At 63.5% G+C, this 18,314-nt stretch carries 19 protein-coding genes; 15 read left to right on the plus strand and 4 right to left on the minus strand.

Annotation, left to right across the window (positions count from 1 at the left end; genetic code table 11):
* Window positions 1-5 precede the first annotated feature (5 nt).
* The 5 genes from tmk to IF10I1_RS15370 all read left to right on the plus strand — a co-directional run bounded on the left by tmk (window position 6) and on the right by IF10I1_RS15370 (window position 5,150).
* Window positions 6-683, plus strand: a complete 678-nt coding sequence (gene tmk / locus IF10I1_RS15350; protein WP_197717613.1) for a dTMP kinase — start codon at window positions 6-8, stop codon at window positions 681-683.
* Complete coding sequence (locus IF10I1_RS15355) at window positions 673-1,743, plus strand: DNA polymerase III subunit delta' (protein ID WP_186393442.1); 1,071 nt, start codon at window positions 673-675, stop codon at window positions 1,741-1,743. Before tmk ends, IF10I1_RS15355 begins: the two co-directional genes overlap by 11 nt.
* 98 nt (window positions 1,744-1,841) lie before the next feature.
* Window positions 1,842-3,398 carry a methionine--tRNA ligase gene (metG, locus tag IF10I1_RS15360; RefSeq protein ID WP_186415500.1) on the plus strand — a complete coding sequence of 519 codons (1,557 nt, stop codon included), beginning with the start codon at window positions 1,842-1,844 and terminating at the stop codon, window positions 3,396-3,398.
* 133 nt (window positions 3,399-3,531) lie between these two features.
* The gene (locus IF10I1_RS15365; protein WP_122520087.1) at window positions 3,532-4,320 is read left to right on the plus strand and encodes a TatD family hydrolase; all 789 of its coding nucleotides are present in this window, start codon (window positions 3,532-3,534) and stop codon (window positions 4,318-4,320) included.
* Window positions 4,317-5,150: an MBL fold metallo-hydrolase gene (locus IF10I1_RS15370; RefSeq protein ID WP_186393444.1), complete on the plus strand. Its 834-nt coding sequence runs from the start codon at window positions 4,317-4,319 to the stop codon at window positions 5,148-5,150. The genes IF10I1_RS15365 and IF10I1_RS15370 overlap by 4 nt, the downstream gene beginning before the upstream one ends.
* Window positions 5,151-5,167: 17 nt before the next feature.
* On the opposite strand, the gene IF10I1_RS15375 is transcribed toward IF10I1_RS15370, so the two are convergent.
* On the minus strand, window positions 5,168-5,815 hold the full coding sequence (locus tag IF10I1_RS15375) for a TetR/AcrR family transcriptional regulator (protein ID WP_186415499.1): 648 nt from the start codon (window positions 5,813-5,815) through the stop codon (window positions 5,168-5,170).
* 203 nt (window positions 5,816-6,018) lie between these two features.
* Here IF10I1_RS15375 and IF10I1_RS15380 point away from each other — a divergent pair, with 203 nt between their 5' ends.
* The 9 genes from IF10I1_RS15380 (at window position 6,019) to IF10I1_RS15420 (ending at window position 13,609) form a co-directional block, all read left to right on the plus strand.
* Window positions 6,019-7,323, plus strand: coding sequence for an HlyD family secretion protein (locus IF10I1_RS15380; RefSeq protein WP_208977419.1), 1,305 nt, complete (start codon window positions 6,019-6,021; stop codon window positions 7,321-7,323).
* A gap of 33 nt (window positions 7,324-7,356) precedes the next feature.
* Window positions 7,357-8,925, plus strand: a complete 1,569-nt coding sequence (locus IF10I1_RS15385) for a DHA2 family efflux MFS transporter permease subunit (protein WP_186393446.1) — start codon at window positions 7,357-7,359, stop codon at window positions 8,923-8,925.
* Between the two features lie 91 nt (window positions 8,926-9,016).
* Entirely contained in the window at window positions 9,017-9,685 is a 669-nt protein-coding gene (locus IF10I1_RS15390) for a regulatory protein RecX (RefSeq protein ID WP_186393447.1), read from the plus strand.
* A gap of 283 nt (window positions 9,686-9,968) precedes the next feature.
* Entirely contained in the window at window positions 9,969-10,526 is a 558-nt protein-coding gene (locus IF10I1_RS15395; RefSeq protein ID WP_208977418.1) for a cysteine hydrolase family protein, read from the plus strand.
* Window positions 10,527-11,099: an NUDIX hydrolase gene (locus IF10I1_RS15400; RefSeq protein ID WP_186393448.1), complete on the plus strand. Its 573-nt coding sequence runs from the start codon at window positions 10,527-10,529 to the stop codon at window positions 11,097-11,099.
* A gap of 49 nt (window positions 11,100-11,148) precedes the next feature.
* Window positions 11,149-11,382, plus strand: a complete 234-nt coding sequence (locus IF10I1_RS15405) for a hypothetical protein (RefSeq protein WP_123194284.1) — start codon at window positions 11,149-11,151, stop codon at window positions 11,380-11,382.
* On the plus strand, window positions 11,379-11,672 hold the full coding sequence (locus IF10I1_RS15410; RefSeq protein WP_186393449.1) for a type II toxin-antitoxin system RelE/ParE family toxin: 294 nt from the start codon (window positions 11,379-11,381) through the stop codon (window positions 11,670-11,672). Before IF10I1_RS15405 ends, IF10I1_RS15410 begins: the two co-directional genes overlap by 4 nt.
* An 80-nt stretch (window positions 11,673-11,752) precedes the next feature.
* Window positions 11,753-13,069 (plus strand): flavin-dependent oxidoreductase, encoded by a 1,317-nt coding sequence (locus tag IF10I1_RS15415; RefSeq protein ID WP_371328560.1) that lies wholly within the window; start codon window positions 11,753-11,755, stop codon window positions 13,067-13,069.
* A 21-nt stretch (window positions 13,070-13,090) separates the two neighbouring features.
* On the plus strand, window positions 13,091-13,609 hold the full coding sequence (locus IF10I1_RS15420) for a DUF3237 domain-containing protein (protein WP_186393451.1): 519 nt from the start codon (window positions 13,091-13,093) through the stop codon (window positions 13,607-13,609).
* 385 nt (window positions 13,610-13,994) lie between these two features.
* On the opposite strand, the gene eno is transcribed toward IF10I1_RS15420, so the two are convergent.
* Both eno and kdsA read right to left on the minus strand, forming a co-directional pair.
* Complete coding sequence (eno, locus tag IF10I1_RS15425; RefSeq protein WP_019965637.1) at window positions 13,995-15,269, minus strand: phosphopyruvate hydratase; 1,275 nt, start codon at window positions 15,267-15,269, stop codon at window positions 13,995-13,997.
* A 120-nt stretch (window positions 15,270-15,389) separates the two neighbouring features.
* Window positions 15,390-16,232 carry a 3-deoxy-8-phosphooctulonate synthase gene (gene kdsA, locus IF10I1_RS15430; RefSeq protein ID WP_186393452.1) on the minus strand — a complete coding sequence of 281 codons (843 nt, stop codon included), beginning with the start codon at window positions 16,230-16,232 and terminating at the stop codon, window positions 15,390-15,392.
* A 221-nt stretch (window positions 16,233-16,453) separates the two neighbouring features.
* Here kdsA and galU point away from each other — a divergent pair, with 221 nt between their 5' ends.
* The gene (gene galU / locus IF10I1_RS15435) at window positions 16,454-17,347 is read left to right on the plus strand and encodes a UTP--glucose-1-phosphate uridylyltransferase GalU (RefSeq protein ID WP_186393453.1); all 894 of its coding nucleotides are present in this window, start codon (window positions 16,454-16,456) and stop codon (window positions 17,345-17,347) included.
* Between the two features lie 328 nt (window positions 17,348-17,675).
* Here galU and IF10I1_RS15440 read toward each other — a convergent pair whose 3' ends face one another.
* Window positions 17,676-18,293 carry a ParA family protein gene (locus tag IF10I1_RS15440; RefSeq protein WP_186393454.1) on the minus strand — a complete coding sequence of 206 codons (618 nt, stop codon included), beginning with the start codon at window positions 18,291-18,293 and terminating at the stop codon, window positions 17,676-17,678.
* Window positions 18,294-18,314 lie beyond the last annotated feature (21 nt).

Raw genomic sequence — 18,314 nt, forward strand, 5'->3', positions numbered from 1 at the left:
TTTCGTTGGCGCTGGGGCGGTTCATCACATTTGAAGGCGGAGAGGGGGCGGGCAAGTCCACCCAGATCCGCCGCCTGCGCGAGCGCCTGCTGCAACAGGGGCTGCGGGTGACGCTGACGCGTGAGCCGGGCGGCTCGCCGGGGGCGGAGATGATCCGCGAGGTGCTGCTGTCGGGTGCGGCGCGCAAGCTGGGCCCGCGCGGTGAGGCGATGCTGTTTGCCGCCGCCCGTGCCGACCATGTGGATGTGACCATCCGTCCGGCGCTGGAGCGCGGGGAGTGGGTGCTGTGCGACCGCTATGCCGATTCGACCCGCGTCTATCAGGGCGAGGCGGGCGTCGAGGCCCAGGTGCTGGATGTGCTGGAGGTGACGGCCACAAACGGGCTGAGGCCTGATCTGACGGTGCTGATCGACGTTCCGGCTGCCATCGGCCTGAAGCGGGTGGACACGCGGGCGCAGAATGCCAGCGGCAACAGCCCGGACCGGTTCGAGACCGATGCCATGGAAACCCACGAGCGGCGGCGGCAGCTGTTCCTGGAGCTTGCGGACGCCGAGCCGGACCGCATTGTGGTCATTGACGGCGCGCAGGATGCAGGCGGCGTGGAAGCGGCCATCTGGCAGGTGGTGTCCTCCCGTTTCGGCCTGAAGAACAGGGAAGGCGCAGGATCCGGCCATGGCGCGTAACACGGACATCGAAGCCACCCCGGAGGTCGACGCCATCGACGGCGTGCCGCTGCCGCGCGAGCAGTTTGCCCTCGTGGGGCAGGAGGCAGCCGAGCGCGAGCTGATCGAGGCCTACCGTTCGCCGCGCTTCCATCATGCCTGGCTCGTCGGCGGGCAGAAGGGCATCGGCAAGGCGACGCTTGCCTTCCGCTTTGCGCGTTTCGCGCTGGCCCATCCGGACAGGTTTTCACCCGAGGTTGCCGCAGCCAGCAGCCTTGCCGTGCCGGAGGGGCATATCGTCAGCCGCCAGATCGCGGCGGGTGCGAGCCCCAATGTGCTGCATCTGCGCAGGCCCTATAACGACAAGACCAAGCGCTTCAAGACCGATCTGCCGGTGGACGAGGTGCGCCGCACCGTGTCCTTTTACGGCACCACGGCATCGGGTCAGGGGCTGCGGATCTGCATTGTCGATGCGGCGGATGACATGAACGCCAGTTCCGCCAACGCGCTGCTGAAAATTCTGGAAGAGCCGCCCGCCAACTCTCTGTTCTTCGTGCTGTCGCACGCGCCGGGGCGCCTGCTGCCGACCATCCGCTCGCGCTGCCGCAGGCTGGATCTGCAGCCGCTGGACGAGCGCGCCATGACCCAGGCGCTTTCCGGCCTGGGCGGCAGTGCCGATCCTTCCGCCATGGCGGATGTGGCGCGCTTTGCCGGCGGCAGCCTGCGCTCGGCCCTTCTGCTGCTGGCCGGTGAGGGGCTGGCGGTGACGCAGGGCTTCCACAATCTCGCCGCCCGCCTGCCGCGCATTGATCCGGTGGCGCTGCATGCCTTTGCCGATCTCGTTTCGGCACGCGGCGAAACCGACAACTGGGAAGCCTTCCTGTCGGTGGCGCGGGACTGGATGCACGCCCAGTTGCGCGGGCCGGACGCAGGGCACGCCTCACGGCTTGTCAGGTGGACCGAGGTATGGGAAAAGATGGGCCGCGCGGCGGCGGATGCCGAGGCGCTCAATCTTGACAAGAAACAGGTAGTCATCGACGTGTTCCGGTCCCTCTCCGAGGCCATGCGAATGCCCGCATGAAGCCTTGCCGCCCGCAAGGCACCTGCTGATGACCGGACACCTGTCCGGCTGTTTCTCCCGTTTGTAGCCAGTTCTCGCCCGAAAGCATCCGAAGCGTCATGACCGACAAGCCCCGCTACTACATCACCACGGCCATTTCCTATCCCAACGGTGTGCCCCACATCGGCCATGCCTATGAGGCGATTGCCACCGATGCGATGGCCCGTTTCCAGCGGCTGGATGGCAAGGATGTGTTCTTCCTGACGGGCACGGATGAGCACGGCCAGAAGATGCTGCAGACGGCGCGCAAGGAAGGCATCACCGCGCAGGAACTGGCCGACCGCAACTCCGCCCGCTTCCGCGCCATGGTGGAGGCCCTCGGCTGCACCAACAACGACTTCATCCGCACCAGCGAGGAGCGCCACCACAAGGCGAGCCAGGAAATCTGGAAGCGGATGGCGGCGAATGGCGACATCTACAAGGACAGCTACTCCGGCTGGTACTCCGTGCGTGACGAGGCCTTCTATCAGGAGGGCGAGACCGAAGTGCGCGCCGATGGCGTGCGCTACGGCCCGCAGGGCACGCCGGTGGAATGGGTGGAGGAGGAGAGCTACTTCTTCCGCCTGTCCGCCTATCAGGACAAGCTTCTGGCCCATTACGAGGCCAATCCGGACTTCATCGGCCCGTCCGAGCGCCGCAACGAGATCGTCAGCTTCGTCAGCCGCGGGCTGAAGGACCTGTCCGTTTCTCGCACGACCTTCGACTGGGGCATTCCGGTGCCGGGTGACGAGCGGCACGTGATGTATGTGTGGGTGGATGCGCTCACCAACTACATCACCGGTGCAGGCTTCCCGGATGAGGGGGATGCGCGCTGGTCCTACTGGCCGGCGGATGCCCATATCATCGGCAAGGACATCATCCGCTTCCACGCGGTCTACTGGCCTGCCTTCCTGATGTCGGCCGGCATCCCGCTACCCAAGCGCGTCTATGCCCACGGCTTCCTGTTCAACCGCGGCGAGAAGATGTCGAAGTCGGTCGGCAACGTCATCGACCCCTTCAGCCTGATCGAGCATTACGGCCTCGACCAGACCCGCTACTTCTTCCTGCGCGAGGTGCCCTTCGGACAGGACGGCAACTACAGCCACGAGGCGATCGTCAACCGCATCAACGCTGATCTGGCCAATGACCTTGGCAATCTGGCGTCGCGTTCCCTGTCGATGATCTCCAAGAACTGCGACGGCAAGCTGCCGCAGCCGGGTGCGCTTCACCCGGCCGACGAGGCCATTCTGGCGCAGGCCGACGCCATGCTGGAGACCTGCCGCGCGGCCTTCTCCAAGCAGGAAATCCATGCGGGTCTTGCCTGCATCTGGGCCTGCGTGGCCGAAGCCAACCGCTACTTCGCCGCACAGGAGCCCTGGGCGCTGAAGAAGACCGATCCGGAGCGCATGAACACGGTGCTCTATGTCACGGCCGAAGTGATCCGCCAGATCGCCATCCTGGCCCAGCCGGTCACGCCGGCTGCAGCGGCCAAGCTGCTCGACAACCTGTCGGTTCCGGCCGGCGCCCGCAGCTTTGCAACGCTCGGTGCAGCCGGGCGGCTTGCCGCCGGCGTGGAAATCCCCAAGCCCGAGCCGGCTTTCCCGCGCTATGTGGAGCCGGAACAGGCAGACGCATAAGCTGCGAAAATGCGAGAGAGCGGGGAAATCCCCGCTCTTTCAAAGAGTTCCGAGGTTGATCCACAGGGGAGGGCACCGGTTCTCCACATGGATTGCCCGCATGTTATCCACAAGGTTCCCCCAAGGCTTTCCCATGCTTGTCGACAGCCACTGCCATCTCGATTTTCCCGACTTCGAGGCCGAACGGGACGAGGTGATTGCACGCGCCCACGCGGCTGGCGTGAAGCTGATGGTCACGATCTCCACCCGGGTGCGCAAGTTCCCGCAGGTGCTGGCCATCGCGGAAGCCTATGACAGCGTCTATTGCTCGGTCGGCACCCATCCGCACAATGCTCACGAGGAACTGGACGTCACGGCGGACGAACTGGTGCAGCTGGCCCAGCATCCCAAGGTCGTTGCCATCGGGGAAGCAGGGCTCGATTACTTCTACGACAAGGCACCGCGGGCCTCGCAGGCGCAGGGGCTTCGCACCCATATCGAGGCCGCCCGCCGCACCCAGCTGCCGCTGGTCATCCATTCGCGCGATGCGGATGAGGACATGATGGCGATCCTGACCGAGGAAATGGGGAAGGGGGCCTTCCCGGCGCTGCTGCACTGTTTCTCTTCCGGCCCGGAGCTGGCCCGGCGCGGCGTGGAGCTGGGGCTTTATGTTTCCTTCTCCGGCATTCTGACCTTCAAGCGCTCGGAGGAGATCCGCGAGATTGCCGCCAGCGTGCCGCGTGACCGGCTGCTGGTTGAAACCGATGCGCCTTATCTCGCCCCGCAGCCCTGGCGCGGCAAGCGCAACGAGCCGGCCTATACGGCCTTCACCGCCCAGATCCTTGCCGAAGTGCATGGCGTGAGCGCGGAAGACATGGCCCGGCAGACGACGGACAACTTCTTCCGTCTCTTCACCAAGGCGAAACGGCCGGAGGCAGAATGAGCGCAGAGCTGGAGATCACCATCCTCGGCTGCGGATCATCAGGGGGCGTGCCGCGCCTTGGTGACGACTGGGGACGCTGTGATCCGGCCGAGCCGCGCAACCGCCGCCGCCGCTGCGCCCTGCTGGTGCGCCAGAAAGGCGAGGGGGGCGAGACAACGGTTCTCATTGATACGGGGCCGGACATGCGCGCTCAATTGCTCGACGCCGGGGCAGGGTATCTGGATGCGGTGATCTACACCCATGCCCATGCAGATCATCTGCATGGTATCGATGACCTCAGGATGCTGGCGCTGCGCAACCGCATGAAGGTGCCCGTCTACATGGACGAGCCCACCTCGGCCCGCGCGCATGAGGCCTTCGACTACTGTTTCACCACACCGCCCGGCTCCTCCTATCCGCCGATCCTGGACGAGCGGCGGCTGGCGGCAGGAGAGGAAACCGTGATTGGCGGAGCAGGCGGACCGATCGCCTTCCAGCCCATCCGGGTGCATCACGGGGAAATCGATTCCCTCGCGTTCCGCTTTCAGGACGTGGTCTATCTACCTGATGTGTCAGAGATTCCCGAAAGCGAAGTGGCGCGGTTCGCCGGTCTGCGGCTGTTCATCATCGATGCCCTGCGCCGCACGCCGCATCCCAGCCATTTCTCGCTGGACGATGCGCTGCACTGGATCGCCAGCCTGAAGCCGGCGCGGGCGATCCTCACCAACATGCACAACGACATGGACTATGCCACGCTCTGCCGTGAGCTTCCGCCGCATGTGGAACCTGCCTATGACGGCATGGTGATCAAGCTGGCAGGCGGGGGAGCGGCGCCCGGCTCTTCGGACTGACCGGGCTCAAGCTCCTGTCAGGCTTTGCTCATCGCATAGGACTTCATGAACACGCGTACGGCTGAGGCGACGATTGCCTGCTGCTCGGCCTGAGAGGGCGCCGAGCCTGAGGTCAGCAGCATGCGGCGCATGGTGCCGGAGATGCAAAGATCCAGAAACTGGCTCGCCGCCAGTTCCAGATCGCAGTCCGTGATCTGGCCGATTTCGTGCCGGTGCAGCAGGAACTGCTTCAGGTGGCGGATGCCCTTCTTCGGGCCTTCCTCATAGAGCAGGGCGCCAAATTCGGGGAACTTCTCCGATGCCCCCATCACCATGCGCAGGGTCGAGATGGTTTCGGGCAGGATCATCCGTGAAAGATAGACGATGCCAAGCCGCATGAGCGCGTCCTCAAGCGGCGCGCTGTCATCCAGATCCGTGATGCAATGCTCGGGCTGAAGCTGCCGGTCCTTCAGGATCAGCGCCTTGAACAGGGCTTCCTTGCTGTCGAAATAGACATAGAGCGTGCCCTTCGACACCCCGGCCTCACGGGCGATGGTTTCCATGCTCGCCCCGTCAAAGCCATTGGCGCGGAACACACGGCGTGCGCCGTCCAGAATCTGGTGGCGTTTGGCATTGGCGGGCTGGCCGGACTTGTCTCCGTCCACCTGGGCATCCTGTGCAGTCATGATCCGTTTCAGCTCTGTTGCAGCGGCGTTGCCCCTACGTAGGTTCGTGAAGGGCCCTCTGTCAAATTCCACCCGGAAGATGCCGTGATTTCAGCGGGGGAGGAACCCTGTTCCGGAGGGCTGTCTTTTCAAATCATCTATTGACCGAACCGTTCAGTCAAACTATTTATGTGCGAAAGGCACACAACGAAGGCTCCCCCGCCGTGACCAGCACTGCCACACTTCTCAAGACTGAAACCCAATCTCCCGCGTCCGGTACCCCCACCGGCAGCGGAGAGGAACGCCGCGCGGCTGCACCCGCGGCGGATGGCAGCGGGTCTCCCGCTGGCAGCCCGGAAGCACCATCCCCCACCCGTGCCCGGAATGCCCAGGGAGACCCGCAGCCTGCCACCGGCCAGCAGGCCGGCGAGGGTGGCAGCACGCCGAAGAAGAAGGGCAAGGCGGGCAAGGTCATGCGGGTCATCCTGCTTCTTGCCGCCGCTGCCGGGGCCTATGAGGGCTATGGCTGGTGGACCCATGGCCGCTTCATGGCCTCGACGGATGATGCCTATGTTTCGGCCGATATCACCACGGTTCTGTCCAAGGTGTCGGGCTATGTCGCCAGCATCGAGGTGGCCGACAACCAGCATGTGGACGCAGGGCAGGTGATCGCCCGCATTGATGACGGCGATTACCGGCTGGCCGTGCAGTCCGCAAAGGACAATGTGGCCAGCGCCGAAGCGACGGTGGAGCGTATCGCCCGCCAGATCATCGCCAGCCAAGCCTCCGTCGAGCAGGCGAGGGCCTCTGTCGAAGCGGCTGAAGCCCGCGACATCGAGGCAAAGGCAAGTTACGAGCGCCAGGTGAAACTGACCGCGGGCAAGGTGTCGAGCCAGGCCTCTCTGGACACGGCGCTTGCCAACATGCGCGACGCCTCCGCCACGGTTGCCAGCAGCAAGGCGGCCGTCTCGGTCGCCGAAGCCAACGTGGCCGTGCTGGAGAGCCAGAAGAAGGAAGCCGAGCAAGCCATTGCCTCCGCCCGCACGGCGCTGGAAAAGGCCGAACGGGATCTGGACTTCACCGTGGTGCGGGCGCCGGTTTCCGGTGTCGTCGGCAACCGGGCGGCGCAGGTGGGCTCGCTGCTGCAGACCGGCAGCCGCGTCGCCTCCATCGTGCCGCTGGCCGATGCCCGTATTGACGCCAATTTCAAGGAAACCCAGCTGGATGCCATCCAGCCCGGCGCTTCGGTGAAGGTGACCGTCGATGCCTACCCGGAGCTTGAGCTGCACGGCACCGTGAAGAGCCTGTCCCCGGCGACCGGCTCCGTCTTCAGCCTGCTGCCGTCCGAAAATGCCACGGGCAACTTCACCAAGGTGGTGCAGCGCGTGCCGGTGCGCATTTCCGTTCCGGTAAGCGAAGAGGGCGCTTCCGTGCTGCGCCCCGGCATGTCGGTGGTCGTGGAAGTCGATACCCGCACCGGCACGCGGATCACGGGCCTTCCCGGCAGCGAGACCGCGAGCGCCCGCTGACAGCGGGCGCCCCAGAAGGGCGGCGGACGCAACATGACAGACGCAACGATGGCCGTTCCGGCCCAACCCGTCGTGACCCCACGCAGGATGCTGACCTTCCTGTGCATGGTCTTCGGCATGTTCATGGCGATCCTGGACATCCAGATCGTCTCGGCCTCCCTGTCGGAGATCCAGGCCGGGCTTGGCGCCTCCAGCGATGAGATTCCGTGGGTGCAGACCAGCTATCTGATCGCCGAAGTGATCATGATTCCGCTGTCCGGCTATCTGTCGCGCATGCTCTCGACCCGCTGGATGTTTGCCATCTCCGCCGGCGGCTTCACCGCCATGAGCTTCATGTGCGCCACGGCCACGACGATCAACGAAATGATCCTCTGGCGCACGCTGCAGGGCTTTCTCGGCGGCGGCATGATCCCCACCGTGTTTGCGACGGCCTATCTGATCTTCCCGCGTGAGAAATTCAGCATCGTGTCGCCGATCATCGGCCTCGTCGCAACGCTGGCCCCGACCATCGGCCCGACGCTGGGCGGCTATCTCACCGACTTCATGTCCTGGCACTGGCTGTTCCTGATCAACGTCATTCCCGGCATCTTCGTGACGATTGCCGCCATTTCGCTGATCGACTTCGACGAGCCGGACATGAGCCTTCTCGACAAGTTCGACTGGACCGGCTTTGCCGCAATGGCGGTGTTCCTTGGCTCGCTCGAATATGTGCTGGAGGAGGGGACCAACGACGACTGGTTCCAGAGCGAGCACATCGTCCTGTTCTCCGTGCTCTCGGGTGCCGCCGCGCTGCTGTTCTTCTACCGGGCTTTCACCGTGGATGAGCCGGTGGCGGACCTGCGCGCCTTCGGCAACAAGAACTTCGCCATGGGCAGCCTGTTCAGCTTCGTCATGGGCATCGGGCTCTATGGCCTGACCTATCTCTATCCGGTCTATCTCTCCGGCATCCGCGGCTACACCGCACTGCAGATCGGTGAGACCATGTTCGTCAGCGGCCTTGCCATGTTCCTGACAGCGCCCATCGCCGGACGGCTGATGAGCGTGCTCGATCCGCGCGTGATGATGGGCATCGGCTTCGGCGGCTTTGCCCTTGGCACCTATCTGGTCACCGGTCTGACGCAGGACTGGGATTTCTACGAACTGCTGCTGCCGCAGATCCTGCGCGGCTGTTCCTTGATGCTGTGCATGGTGCCGATCAACAACATTGCCCTCGGCATGCTGCCGCCGCAGATGATCAAGAACGCCTCCGGCCTGTTCAATCTGACGCGGAACCTCGGCGGTGCCGTGGGCCTTGCGCTGATCAACTCCTTCCTGACCGAACGGCGTGACTTCCACTACGAGCGCCTGGCCGAAAGCGTCAATGGCGCCCGTGAGCCGGTGCAGGAAACCATGTCCATGCTGACGCAGGCCTATGCGCCGCTGGGCGATGCAGGCCCCACGGCGGCCCTCAATGCGGTGAAGGGCATGGTCACCCAGCAGGCCTTCATCATGTCCTTCATCGACATGTTCATGCTGCTGACCCTGCTGTTCATCTGCCTGCTGGCCGCCATCTTCTTTGTCGAAAAGCCGAAACTGAACTCTGGCGGCGGAGGAGGGCACTGATGCCCTCCGGTCAGACGCGACCATTTTATCCTTGAAAAATCCAATGTTTCCAATATCTTGATTGGCATGAAACGGATTTTCGGAGGGCTTCATGGCCGATGACGGCGCGCAGGACCGTCCGGCCAGCGCCCGGACAGACGGCCGCAGTGACGAAAGCCCGGCGTCTGCAAGGCCCTTGTCTACAAGGTCCGCTGGCGGCAAGGCACAACGCCGGGCGCCGCGCATTCCGACAGAGGAACGCCTCACGCGGCAGGCCCTGGCCTATCTGGAGCGCTATGCCACGTCACTGGCCAATCTGCGGCTTGTGCTGGAGCGCAAGGTGGCCCGCGCCGCCCGCCACCATGGTACGGATGCAAGCGTCTATGCGCCGATGATCGAGGCGGTGCTGGACAAGTGCAGCCGCAGCGGTCTGGTGAACGACCGCAGCTTTGCCGAAACCAAACTCGCCAGCCTGCGCCGCAAGGGAGCCTCCACACGCAAGATCGCCGCGCAACTGGGGGCCAAAGGTGTGGCGCGTCAGATGATCGATGCGGTGCTGGATCAGGACGAAACGTCGGACGCCAGCGCCGCCCGCCGCTTTGCGCAGCGCCGCAGGCTCGGGCCGTGGCGCAAGGGCCACCAGGACGAGAGCCCGGAAACCCGCCGCGACAAGGACCGCAAGGACATGGCCGCCATGTGCCGCGCCGGCCACTCCATCTCCGCCGCCCGCGCCGCCTTGCAGGATGCCGCCTTCCAGAACGTGGAGGGAATGGAAGAGTGAGCTGTCTCATACAGCACCTTTCCATCGTCATCCCGGCCAAGCGCAGCGCGAGCCGGGACCGGAGAGCCGGGATGCTTGTTGTTTGTTCCGGCGTGAGCGGAGTGTTGCACCGTCACAGCGCGCAGGCCTTTGGCAGAATGAAAGGCACCCTTGGCATATACAAATGTCGGATAAGATATATTATGGAACTTATCTATATGCGGTGGGATTGGCGCCGAAGCGACGCCGCCTGTCACATGCCTCCCGTCACATGGATGACACGGTGCTGCGGTTGTTTCGCGCCATGGCTTCACATTGTCTCATCATCATCGATCTGCTCAACGACTTTCTCGACAGCTGGGACGCCGGGCGAACGGCGGAGCTGATTGCGCAGACCAACCGGCTGGCCGCTGCCTTCCGGATGGCCGGGCTTCCCGTCGTCTGGGTGCGTCAGGAGTTTGAGCCCGGCCTCAGCGATGCCTTTGCCGAAATGCGTGAGCGCAACATCAAGGCCACCATCATGGGCACGCGCGGCGCGCAGCTTCATGCGGATCTCGACTGGCGGCCCGGAGATGTGGTCATTGTCAAGAAGCGCTACAGCGCTTTCTTCCGGACAGACCTTGAAGACCGGCTGGCGCATATGGGCGCCGGGCATGTGGTTCTGTGCGGCATCAACACCCATGCCTGCGTCCGCATGAGCGCCATCGATGCCTATCAGCGCGATCTGCGCGTCACCATCGCCCGCGACTGCACGGCCTCCTATGACGAAGAACATGCCCGTGTCTCGCTGGCCTATATGGACGGCAAGATCGCGACAGTTGCGCCGTCTGCTGCCATTCTAAAGGCCATCGCGGCCCGCTGAATGACCCGTCCGGACTGTGGAGCCAGAGCCTTGTTTTCAAACCATAATACCGAAATCAAAGACCTGATCAGCGCCTTCTGCGCGGCCCATCCGGCGCGTCTGGAAGAGCTTTCCGTCATTGACCGGCTCTGGCGCAGCGATGCGGATATGACCGCCCGGTCGACGGTTCCGGCGCATGTGACCGCAAGTGCCGTGCTGCTGCAGGATGGCAAAGTCCTGATGGTGGAGCATCTCACGCTCGGAAAACTGCTGTTTCCCGGCGGCCACATCGATGCCGGAGAAATGCCCCCTGACGCTGCTGCCAGAGAACTGTCCGAAGAAACCGGTCTCGCCGCGCAGCTGCAGGATAGGCTTCCCATCGATATCGATGTCCACGGCATCCCTGAAAACAGGAAGAAAAACGAGCCGGCGCATATCCATATCGATCTGCGCTATCTCTTTGCGAACCCGTCCGGCGCGCTTCTTGCCAATCCTGACGAGGTATCAGCCCTCAGCTGGGTCTCACCGGACGCCCTTCCCCCGGCGATGCGTAGGATCTTGGAGTATTTCCGGCAGGTCCGCCGGCACGATTGAAACCGCCTTCTTTCTTCCATTCTCTGAAGAAAACGATCATACTCCAAGAATGACCAAGCTTCTTGAACAAGCCCTTGATCAAGTCCGCCGGCTTCCGCCTGAGCAGCAGGATGAGCTTGCACGCCTGCTTCTAAGCCTTGCCGGTTCGGAAGACGATATGGCTGTTTACGAATTGGATCCGGAGGAAATTGCGTCTTTATCCGTATCCCGGTCACAGGCAGCGCGTGGTGAGTTTGCGTCTGACGATCATGTTCGCGCAGTCTGGGCGAAACACGGCCTGTGAAGCTGAAGTTTACACCGCAGGCGTTGGCGGAATTTGAGGAAATCCTCTTTCAGATAGACCATGAGGATCCTTTTGCGGCAGCCCGGGTCAAAGCGCGTATCGCAGCGATTTTAAGTCTCCTTGCCGATTATCCGCGAAGCGGAATTATAACAAGTTCTGCAGGTCTGCGCCGCATCGTGGCAAGGCCTTATCCATATGTCATCTTCTACGAAATTCACTCAGACGCAGTTGTGATCATCGGTCTTCGGCATGGCGCGCGCGATCCGGCAACCATGCCTCAACACCGGTAGAACGGCCCCTCCCCGCCAAATCCATTCCCATTTCGCCCTGCTCCCGCTATACCCCTTGCCAAAAGCAATCTCGGGGAGGAATGCGGGTGACGGAACCTCTGGTCCTGATCGCAGGCGGCGGAATTGGCGGCATGGCGCTGGCCTTGACGCTTCATCAGATCGGCGTGCGCTGCAAGGTGTTTGAATCCGTGCGCGAGCTGAAGCCGCTGGGCGTCGGCATCAACATCCAGCCCAATGCTGTGCGCGAGCTGTTCGATCTCGGCATCACGGCGGACATGCTGGACAAGGTGGGCGTTCCGGCGCGTGAATGGGCGCTTGTGGGGCGCAATGGCCAGGAAATCTACGCCGAACCGCGCGGGCTGGAGGCCGGCTACAACTGGCCGCAATATGCCGTGCACCGGGGCGAGCTGCACATGCTGCTCTTTGAAACCTTCCGCGCCCGCGCAGGTGAAGAGGCAGCCATTCTGGGGGCGAAGGTCACCGGCTACCGCAAGAACCCGGATGGCACTGTCACCGCCCTGCTCCGCCATGCGGATGGCTCCGCCAGTGAAGAAACAGGCACGCTGCTGATTGGCGCTGACGGCATCCATTCGGCCGTGCGTGCGCAGATGCACCCGGATCAGCCGCCGATCCACTGGGGCGGCGCTGTCATGTGGCGCGGCACGGCGATGGCAAAGCCGGTGCGCACCGGCTCGTCCTTCATCGGCCTCGGCTCGCACCGGCACCGCATGGTCATCTATCCGATTTCGCCCGTTGATCCTCAGACCGGCCTTGCCCGCATCAACTGGATTGCCGAAGTCACCTATGACGACATCAGCAAGCGCGATGCCACCGGCTGGTTCCGTCAGGTTGAGGTAGAGGATTTCTTCCATCACTTCGCTGACTGGACCTATGACTGGATGGACGTTCCGGCGCTGCTGCGCGGTGCGGATGTCGCCTATGAAAACCCGATGATCGACCGGGACCCGGTGGACACATGGGTGGATGGCCCGGTGGCGCTGATGGGCGATGCGGCCCACGCCATGTATCCGACCGGCTCCAATGGCGCGAGCCAGGCCATCATCGATGCCCGCACGCTCGGTGTCATGATGCTGGCCCATGGCGTCACGCCGGAGGCGCTTTCCGCCTTTGACGAAAAGCTCTGCGGCCCCGTCTCGCAGCTCATCCTGCGCAACCGGGGGGCTGGCCCCTTCGGCCTTCTCAACATGGTGGACGAGCGCTGTGGCGGCGACTTTGACAACATCGATGACGTGATTCCGCCGGAAGAGCGCGCCAGCTTCATGGGCGCCTACAAGGCCGCTGCCGGCTTTGCCAAGGACGCCCTCAACGCCGCCCCGCGGATGATTGCCGAAGGCGCAAGGGTGCCCGCCCCGGCGCCTGTGTCGGCGCCCGTCTGAACCTCTGGAAGGAAGCCGCAGATGACCAGCCGCACGCCGGAAGACATGAGCCGCGAATCCCCTGCCCCAGAATCCCCTGCCCTGGCGGCGCCCCGCCTTGTGCACGTGTGCGATCTCAGGGTCGAGGTCGCACCGCCCCGCGCCATGGGGCAAGGCAGAGGCGGCGAGCGCAAGATCATGCAGATCACCGGCGGCACGGTCTCCGGCCCCCGCCTCAACGGCCGCATTCTCAATCTGGGCGCGGACTGGCTGACGCTGCATGAGGGCGGGCTGGCGGTGCTTGATGCCCGCTACGCCTTCGAGACGGAAGACGGCGCCCTCATCGAAATGCGCGACAGCGGCTTCCGCCATGGCCCGGCGGATGTGATGGCAGAGCTTGCCAAAGGCGGCGATGTGTCCCCCGACGCCTATTACATGCGCTCCTCCGCAAGGCTCGAAACCGGCGACCCGCGCTATCAATGGGTCAACCGCACCATCTTCGTCAGCCGCGGCGCCAGGCTCGGCAAGGGCGTGGTGATCAGCCTGTTCGCGGTGGAATGAGGAAGAACCTGATCTGGGTTCCGCATTAATTTCTGCCCGATGCCACAAATCCGGCGCCGCCCCGGGCGGAGCGGAGCGCAGACCCGGGGACTACTCGCTTTCAGAGCGGTGAAATGAACCGCGAAGGCGCAGCAGGCGCATGAGACCATCCGTTTCTCACCTTCAGCAGATTTTGGCATCTCTCTGCAAATGAGTGGGCCCCGGCTCAAAGGCCGGGGCGACACTGCGGCAAGTGGCAAGGCAGAGCAAAAAACATACCGCCTCCATAGCCAGAATGAGAACAGTCAGAAACAAAAACCCCCGGAACCTTCCGGTTCCGGGGGCTTCAAACTCAGCTTTCCTTCAGACTGATCAAACCGTCAGGCCAATCAGGCCTTCAGGCCAATCAAGCTTTCAGGATGGAGCGGCCGGCGAAACGGGCCTGGGAGCCCAGTTCCTGCTCGATGCGCAGCAGCTGGTTGTACTTGGCAAGCCGGTCGGAACGGGCCAGCGAGCCGGTCTTGATCTGGCCGCAGTTGGTGGCAACGGCGAGGTCGGCAATGGTTGCGTCCTCGGTTTCGCCCGAACGGTGCGACATGACGGCGGTGTAACCGGCCTTGTGGGCGGTTTCCACGGCGTCCAGCGTCTCGGTCAGGGAGCCGATCTGGTTCACCTTCACGAGGATCGAGTTGGCGGTGGCGCTGGCAATGCCCTGGCGCAGGCGGCTGGTGTTGGTCACGAACAGGTCGTCGCCCACCAGCTGCACGCGGTTGCCGCACAGCTCGGTCACGGCCTTCCAGCCGGCCCAGTCGTCTTCGGCCATGCCGTCTTCGATGGAGATGATCGGGTAGCGGGCGGAGAGATCGGCGAGGTAAGCGGCCATCTGGTCCGAGTCCAGCGTCTTGCCTTCACCGGCCAGAACGTACTTGCCGTCCTTGTAGAACTCGGTGGAAGCGGCGTCGAGCGCGAGGTAGATGTCCTCACCCGGCTTGTAACCGGCCTTCTCGATGGCCTTCATGACGAAGCCGATGGCAGCGTCGGTCGATTCGAGGTTCGGCGCAAAGCCGCCTTCGTCACCCACGTTGGTGTTGTGACCGGCGTCCTTCAGGGCCTTCTTCAGCGTGTGGAACACTTCCGCACCCATGCGCAGCGCCTCGGAGAAGTTCTCCGCGCCCACCGGCATGATCATGAATTCCTGGAAGTCGATCGGGTTGTCCGCATGGGCGCCGCCGTTGATGATGTTCATCATCGGCACCGGCAGCAGGCGGGAAGACGCGCCGCCGACATAGCGGTAAAGCGGCAGGCCGGAGGACTGGGCAGCAGCCTTGGCAACGGCCAGCGACACGCCGAGGATGGCGTTGGCGCCGAGACGGGCCTTGTTCGGGGTGCCGTCCAGCTCGATCATGGTCTGGTCGATGTGGATCTGGTCTTCCGCATCGAGGCCACCGATGGTGTCGAAGATCTCGCCGTTGACAGCATCGACGGCCTTCAGCACGCCCTTGCCCAGGTAGCGGGAGCCGCCGTCGCGCAGCTCGACAGCCTCATGCGCACCGGTCGAAGCGCCGGAAGGCACGCCGGCGCGGCCAAAGGCGCCGTCTTCCAGCAGCACGTCCACTTCAACGGTCGGATTGCCGCGGCTGTCCAGAATTTCGCGCGCCGTGATATCGACAATGGCGGTCATTCGTATCTCCTCGAGATCAGCCCGGCCGGCCCTCCGGCACGGGCAAGGTAGGGACCGGACAATTGTCCGGCGCATTCACATCCCCCGGCAGCCGGCAGCGGCCACGGCAAGGGCAAAAGGTCAGGACTGCGCGGCAGCCTTCACCACGCGGTCAATGTCGCGCACCTGAGCAAGCAGCGCGCCCAGGTCCTTCAGCGGCACCATGTTCGGACCATCGGACGGAGCATTGTCCGGGTCGTCATGGGTTTCGATGAAGAGCCCTGCGATGCCTGCAGCGGCAGCCGCACGGGCGAGAACCGGCACCATGGTGCGGTCACCGCCTGTGGAAGCACCCTGCCCGCCCGGCTGCTGAACCGAGTGGGTGGCATCGAACACCACCGGCGCACCGGTGCGCGCCATGATGGGAAGAGAGCGCATGTCCGTGACAAGCGTATTATAGCCGAAGGAGGCGCCGCGCTCGGTGAGCAGCACATTCGGATTGCCGCTCTCGACGATCTTGGCCAGCACATTGGCCATGTCCCAGGGCGCCAGGAACTGGCCCTTCTTCACATTCACCGTCCGGCCCGTGCGGGCAGCGGCGACGAGAAGGTCCGTCTGGCGGCAGAGGAAGGCGGGGATCTGAAGGATATCAACAACTTCCGCAACCGGCGCACACTGGGCCTCGTTGTGGATGTCGGTGATCACCGGCATGCCGAAGGTCTCGCGCACTTCGGCGAAAACCGGCAGGGCTTCCTTGAGGCCGATGCCGCGCTTGCCCGTCAGCGAGGTGCGGTTCGCCTTGTCGAAAGAGCTCTTGAAAACAACGGGAATGCCGAGATTTCCGGCAATTTCCTTCACCGCTGCTGCAATCTCCAGCGCGTGGGCGCGGCTTTCCATCTGACAGGGACCGGCAATGAGGGAGAAAGGCGCGTCATTGGAGAATGTGACGTTGCCAACAACGACTTCCTTGTTCGGAGTCACCATGCGCAGATCATCCTTTGGGCGTAGGGGCCAACGGGGTCTGCATACAGGCCTTTTGCCCCTGCCGCAACTCCGCAGAACCCCAAGCAACCCCGTTTCGCATTTGCGAAAAATTTGATATTCAGGAGGTGTTGCCTGCAATCCTGCCATGTTTCGGCGCCAGCGTGAGCAACCTACAGCATATTGACCGGACAAACAGTCCACGTGTTTCAGGAGTATTTTCCATGAGCAGACCGATCCGCAAGGCCGTATTGCCGGTGGCTGGTCTTGGCACGCGTTTTCTTCCCGCGACCAAGGCCGTTCCGAAAGAGATGCTCACGATTGTTGACCGCCCGATCATCCAGCACGTGGTGGACGAAGCCCGTGCCGCCGGTATCGAACACATTGTTTTCGTGACAGGACGCAACAAGCACGTCATCGAAGATCATTTCGACATCAATTACGAGCTGGAAGACACCCTGCGCCGGCGCAACAAGGCCGCCGCGCTGGAACTTCTCGACAAGATCCGCCCGGATGCCGGCAGCACCAGTTTCACCCGCCAGCAGGAGCCGCTGGGTCTGGGCCATGCCATCTGGTGCGCCCGTGACATCATCGGCGACGAGCCCTTCGCCATCCTTCTGCCGGACGTGATCGTCAAGTCGCAGAAGAGCTGCCTTGCCCAGATGGTGGACGTCTACAACGAGCGCGGCGGCAACGTCATCGCCGTTGAAGAAGTGCCGGAAGACCAGACCCACCAGTACGGCATCGTCAAGCTGGCCAGCGGCGGTCCGCGCGGCCGCGCCATGCCGATCGAAGGCATGGTGGAAAAGCCGGCTCCGGGCACCTCCCCGTCCAACCTGATGATCACCGGCCGCTACATCCTGCAGCCGGAAATCTTCCTGCTGCTCTCCGAACAGGAGATGGGCACAGGCGGCGAGATCCAGCTGACCGACAGCATGATCAGGCTGATGGAGAGCCAGACCTTTACATCGCTGCAGTTCGAGGGCCGCTCCTATGACTGCGGCTCGAAGATTGGTTTCCTTGCAGCCAATATCGCTTTTGGTCTAGAGCAGCCGGACATTTCCTCTGAGCTGATGACGATCATGTCCGACCTGACCCGCGCCAAGGCCGCCGAATAAGCAGCTGTCCGGAAGCAGAGCAATTCAAGGGGCGGAGCAATCCGCCCCTTTTGCGTGAGCACATTGCTTTTCAGGCTTTGGGGGCATATTTTCGGAAAGCATGCGCTCTGAAAGCTGTGAGATTGACGCTCTGCTGCAAAAACTGCCGCGCGGCTTCAGACAACAGCAGCCCTCTGCAAGTGAGTGGTCCCCGGATCTGCGCTTCGCTTCGTCCGGGGCGACAGCCTGAGTGGGCGGCAAGGCTCAACACATCTCCGGCTCATACTGCGGCGTGATGGAGCCTGGAAGCCATAAAGACGTCAGCGCCGGAAACGGCACAAACCCCGTTTCAATCCAGCGCCTGAATGAGCGGATGCCATTGCGCCAGAACGTCAGCCGGAGCTGCCGGCGGATCGAAGACGCTGGTTCCGCTGGCAGCATGGCGGGCATAGATCACCCGGTCGGCAATTTCGGTCAGCAGCGGATAGCCTGCCTCATGCGCCTGCTGCTGCAGCAGAAGCTGATCAGCCCGGCTGCGCCGGACCCGGTTGGCCACGACGAGAATTTCCGCCTTGCCCTTGCGGATCCGTTTCATCTCCGCGAGCCGTTTCAGGAACGCCGCCGTCGCGTCCCAGTCGAAGGCCGACGGCATCAGCGGCACGACAATGTCATCGGCCTCCGCCACCAGATCCTTTGCCCGCTCACCGCGCAGGCCGCCGGGGCCATCGATGAAGATGAACCCCTGGCTGAAGGACGGCATGTCATGCTCTCCCTTGCTCCAGTCGAGCCCATGGATCACCGGCAGGCCTTGCGGCCGCCGCTTCAGCCAGCCCAGCGACGAGCGCTGCCGGTCGGCATCAGCGAGAAACACCCGCTCGCCCCGCACGGCGAAGGCAGCCGCAAGCGTGGTGGCAAACGTGGTCTTGCCACAGCCGCCCTTGCTGTTAACGATGAGAATCCTGCGCATGAAGCTGTCCTCCGGAACCTG

Source organism: Pannonibacter sp. I15F10I1 (assembly GCF_900185665.1).
Lineage (GTDB): Bacteria > Pseudomonadota > Alphaproteobacteria > Rhizobiales > Stappiaceae > Pannonibacter > Pannonibacter indicus.

Bases quoted from the DNA above. Each gene is read 5' to 3' on its own strand.
- IF10I1_RS15420 (WP_186393451.1), top strand. From the start codon at position 13,091: ATGACCAGCCGCACGCCGGAAGACATGAGCCGCGAATCCCCTGCCCCA.
- IF10I1_RS15375 (WP_186415499.1), bottom strand. From the start codon at position 5,815: ATGACTGCACAGGATGCCCAGGTGGACGGAGACAAGTCCGGCCAGCCC.
- IF10I1_RS15400 (WP_186393448.1), top strand. From the start codon at position 10,527: ATGACCCGTCCGGACTGTGGAGCCAGAGCCTTGTTTTCAAACCATAAT.
- IF10I1_RS15365 (WP_122520087.1), top strand. From the start codon at position 3,532: ATGCTTGTCGACAGCCACTGCCATCTCGATTTTCCCGACTTCGAGGCC.
- galU (WP_186393453.1), top strand. From the start codon at position 16,454: ATGAGCAGACCGATCCGCAAGGCCGTATTGCCGGTGGCTGGTCTTGGC.
- IF10I1_RS15415 (WP_371328560.1), top strand. From the start codon at position 11,753: ATGCGGGTGACGGAACCTCTGGTCCTGATCGCAGGCGGCGGAATTGGC.
- kdsA (WP_186393452.1), bottom strand. From the start codon at position 16,232: ATGGTGACTCCGAACAAGGAAGTCGTTGTTGGCAACGTCACATTCTCC.
- metG (WP_186415500.1), top strand. From the start codon at position 1,842: ATGACCGACAAGCCCCGCTACTACATCACCACGGCCATTTCCTATCCC.
- IF10I1_RS15395 (WP_208977418.1), top strand. From the start codon at position 9,969: ATGGCTTCACATTGTCTCATCATCATCGATCTGCTCAACGACTTTCTC.
- IF10I1_RS15440 (WP_186393454.1), bottom strand. From the start codon at position 18,293: ATGCGCAGGATTCTCATCGTTAACAGCAAGGGCGGCTGTGGCAAGACC.
- IF10I1_RS15370 (WP_186393444.1), top strand. From the start codon at position 4,317: ATGAGCGCAGAGCTGGAGATCACCATCCTCGGCTGCGGATCATCAGGG.
- IF10I1_RS15405 (WP_123194284.1), top strand. From the start codon at position 11,149: ATGACCAAGCTTCTTGAACAAGCCCTTGATCAAGTCCGCCGGCTTCCG.
- IF10I1_RS15385 (WP_186393446.1), top strand. From the start codon at position 7,357: ATGACAGACGCAACGATGGCCGTTCCGGCCCAACCCGTCGTGACCCCA.
- IF10I1_RS15355 (WP_186393442.1), top strand. From the start codon at position 673: ATGGCGCGTAACACGGACATCGAAGCCACCCCGGAGGTCGACGCCATC.
- IF10I1_RS15390 (WP_186393447.1), top strand. From the start codon at position 9,017: ATGGCCGATGACGGCGCGCAGGACCGTCCGGCCAGCGCCCGGACAGAC.
- eno (WP_019965637.1), bottom strand. From the start codon at position 15,269: ATGACCGCCATTGTCGATATCACGGCGCGCGAAATTCTGGACAGCCGC.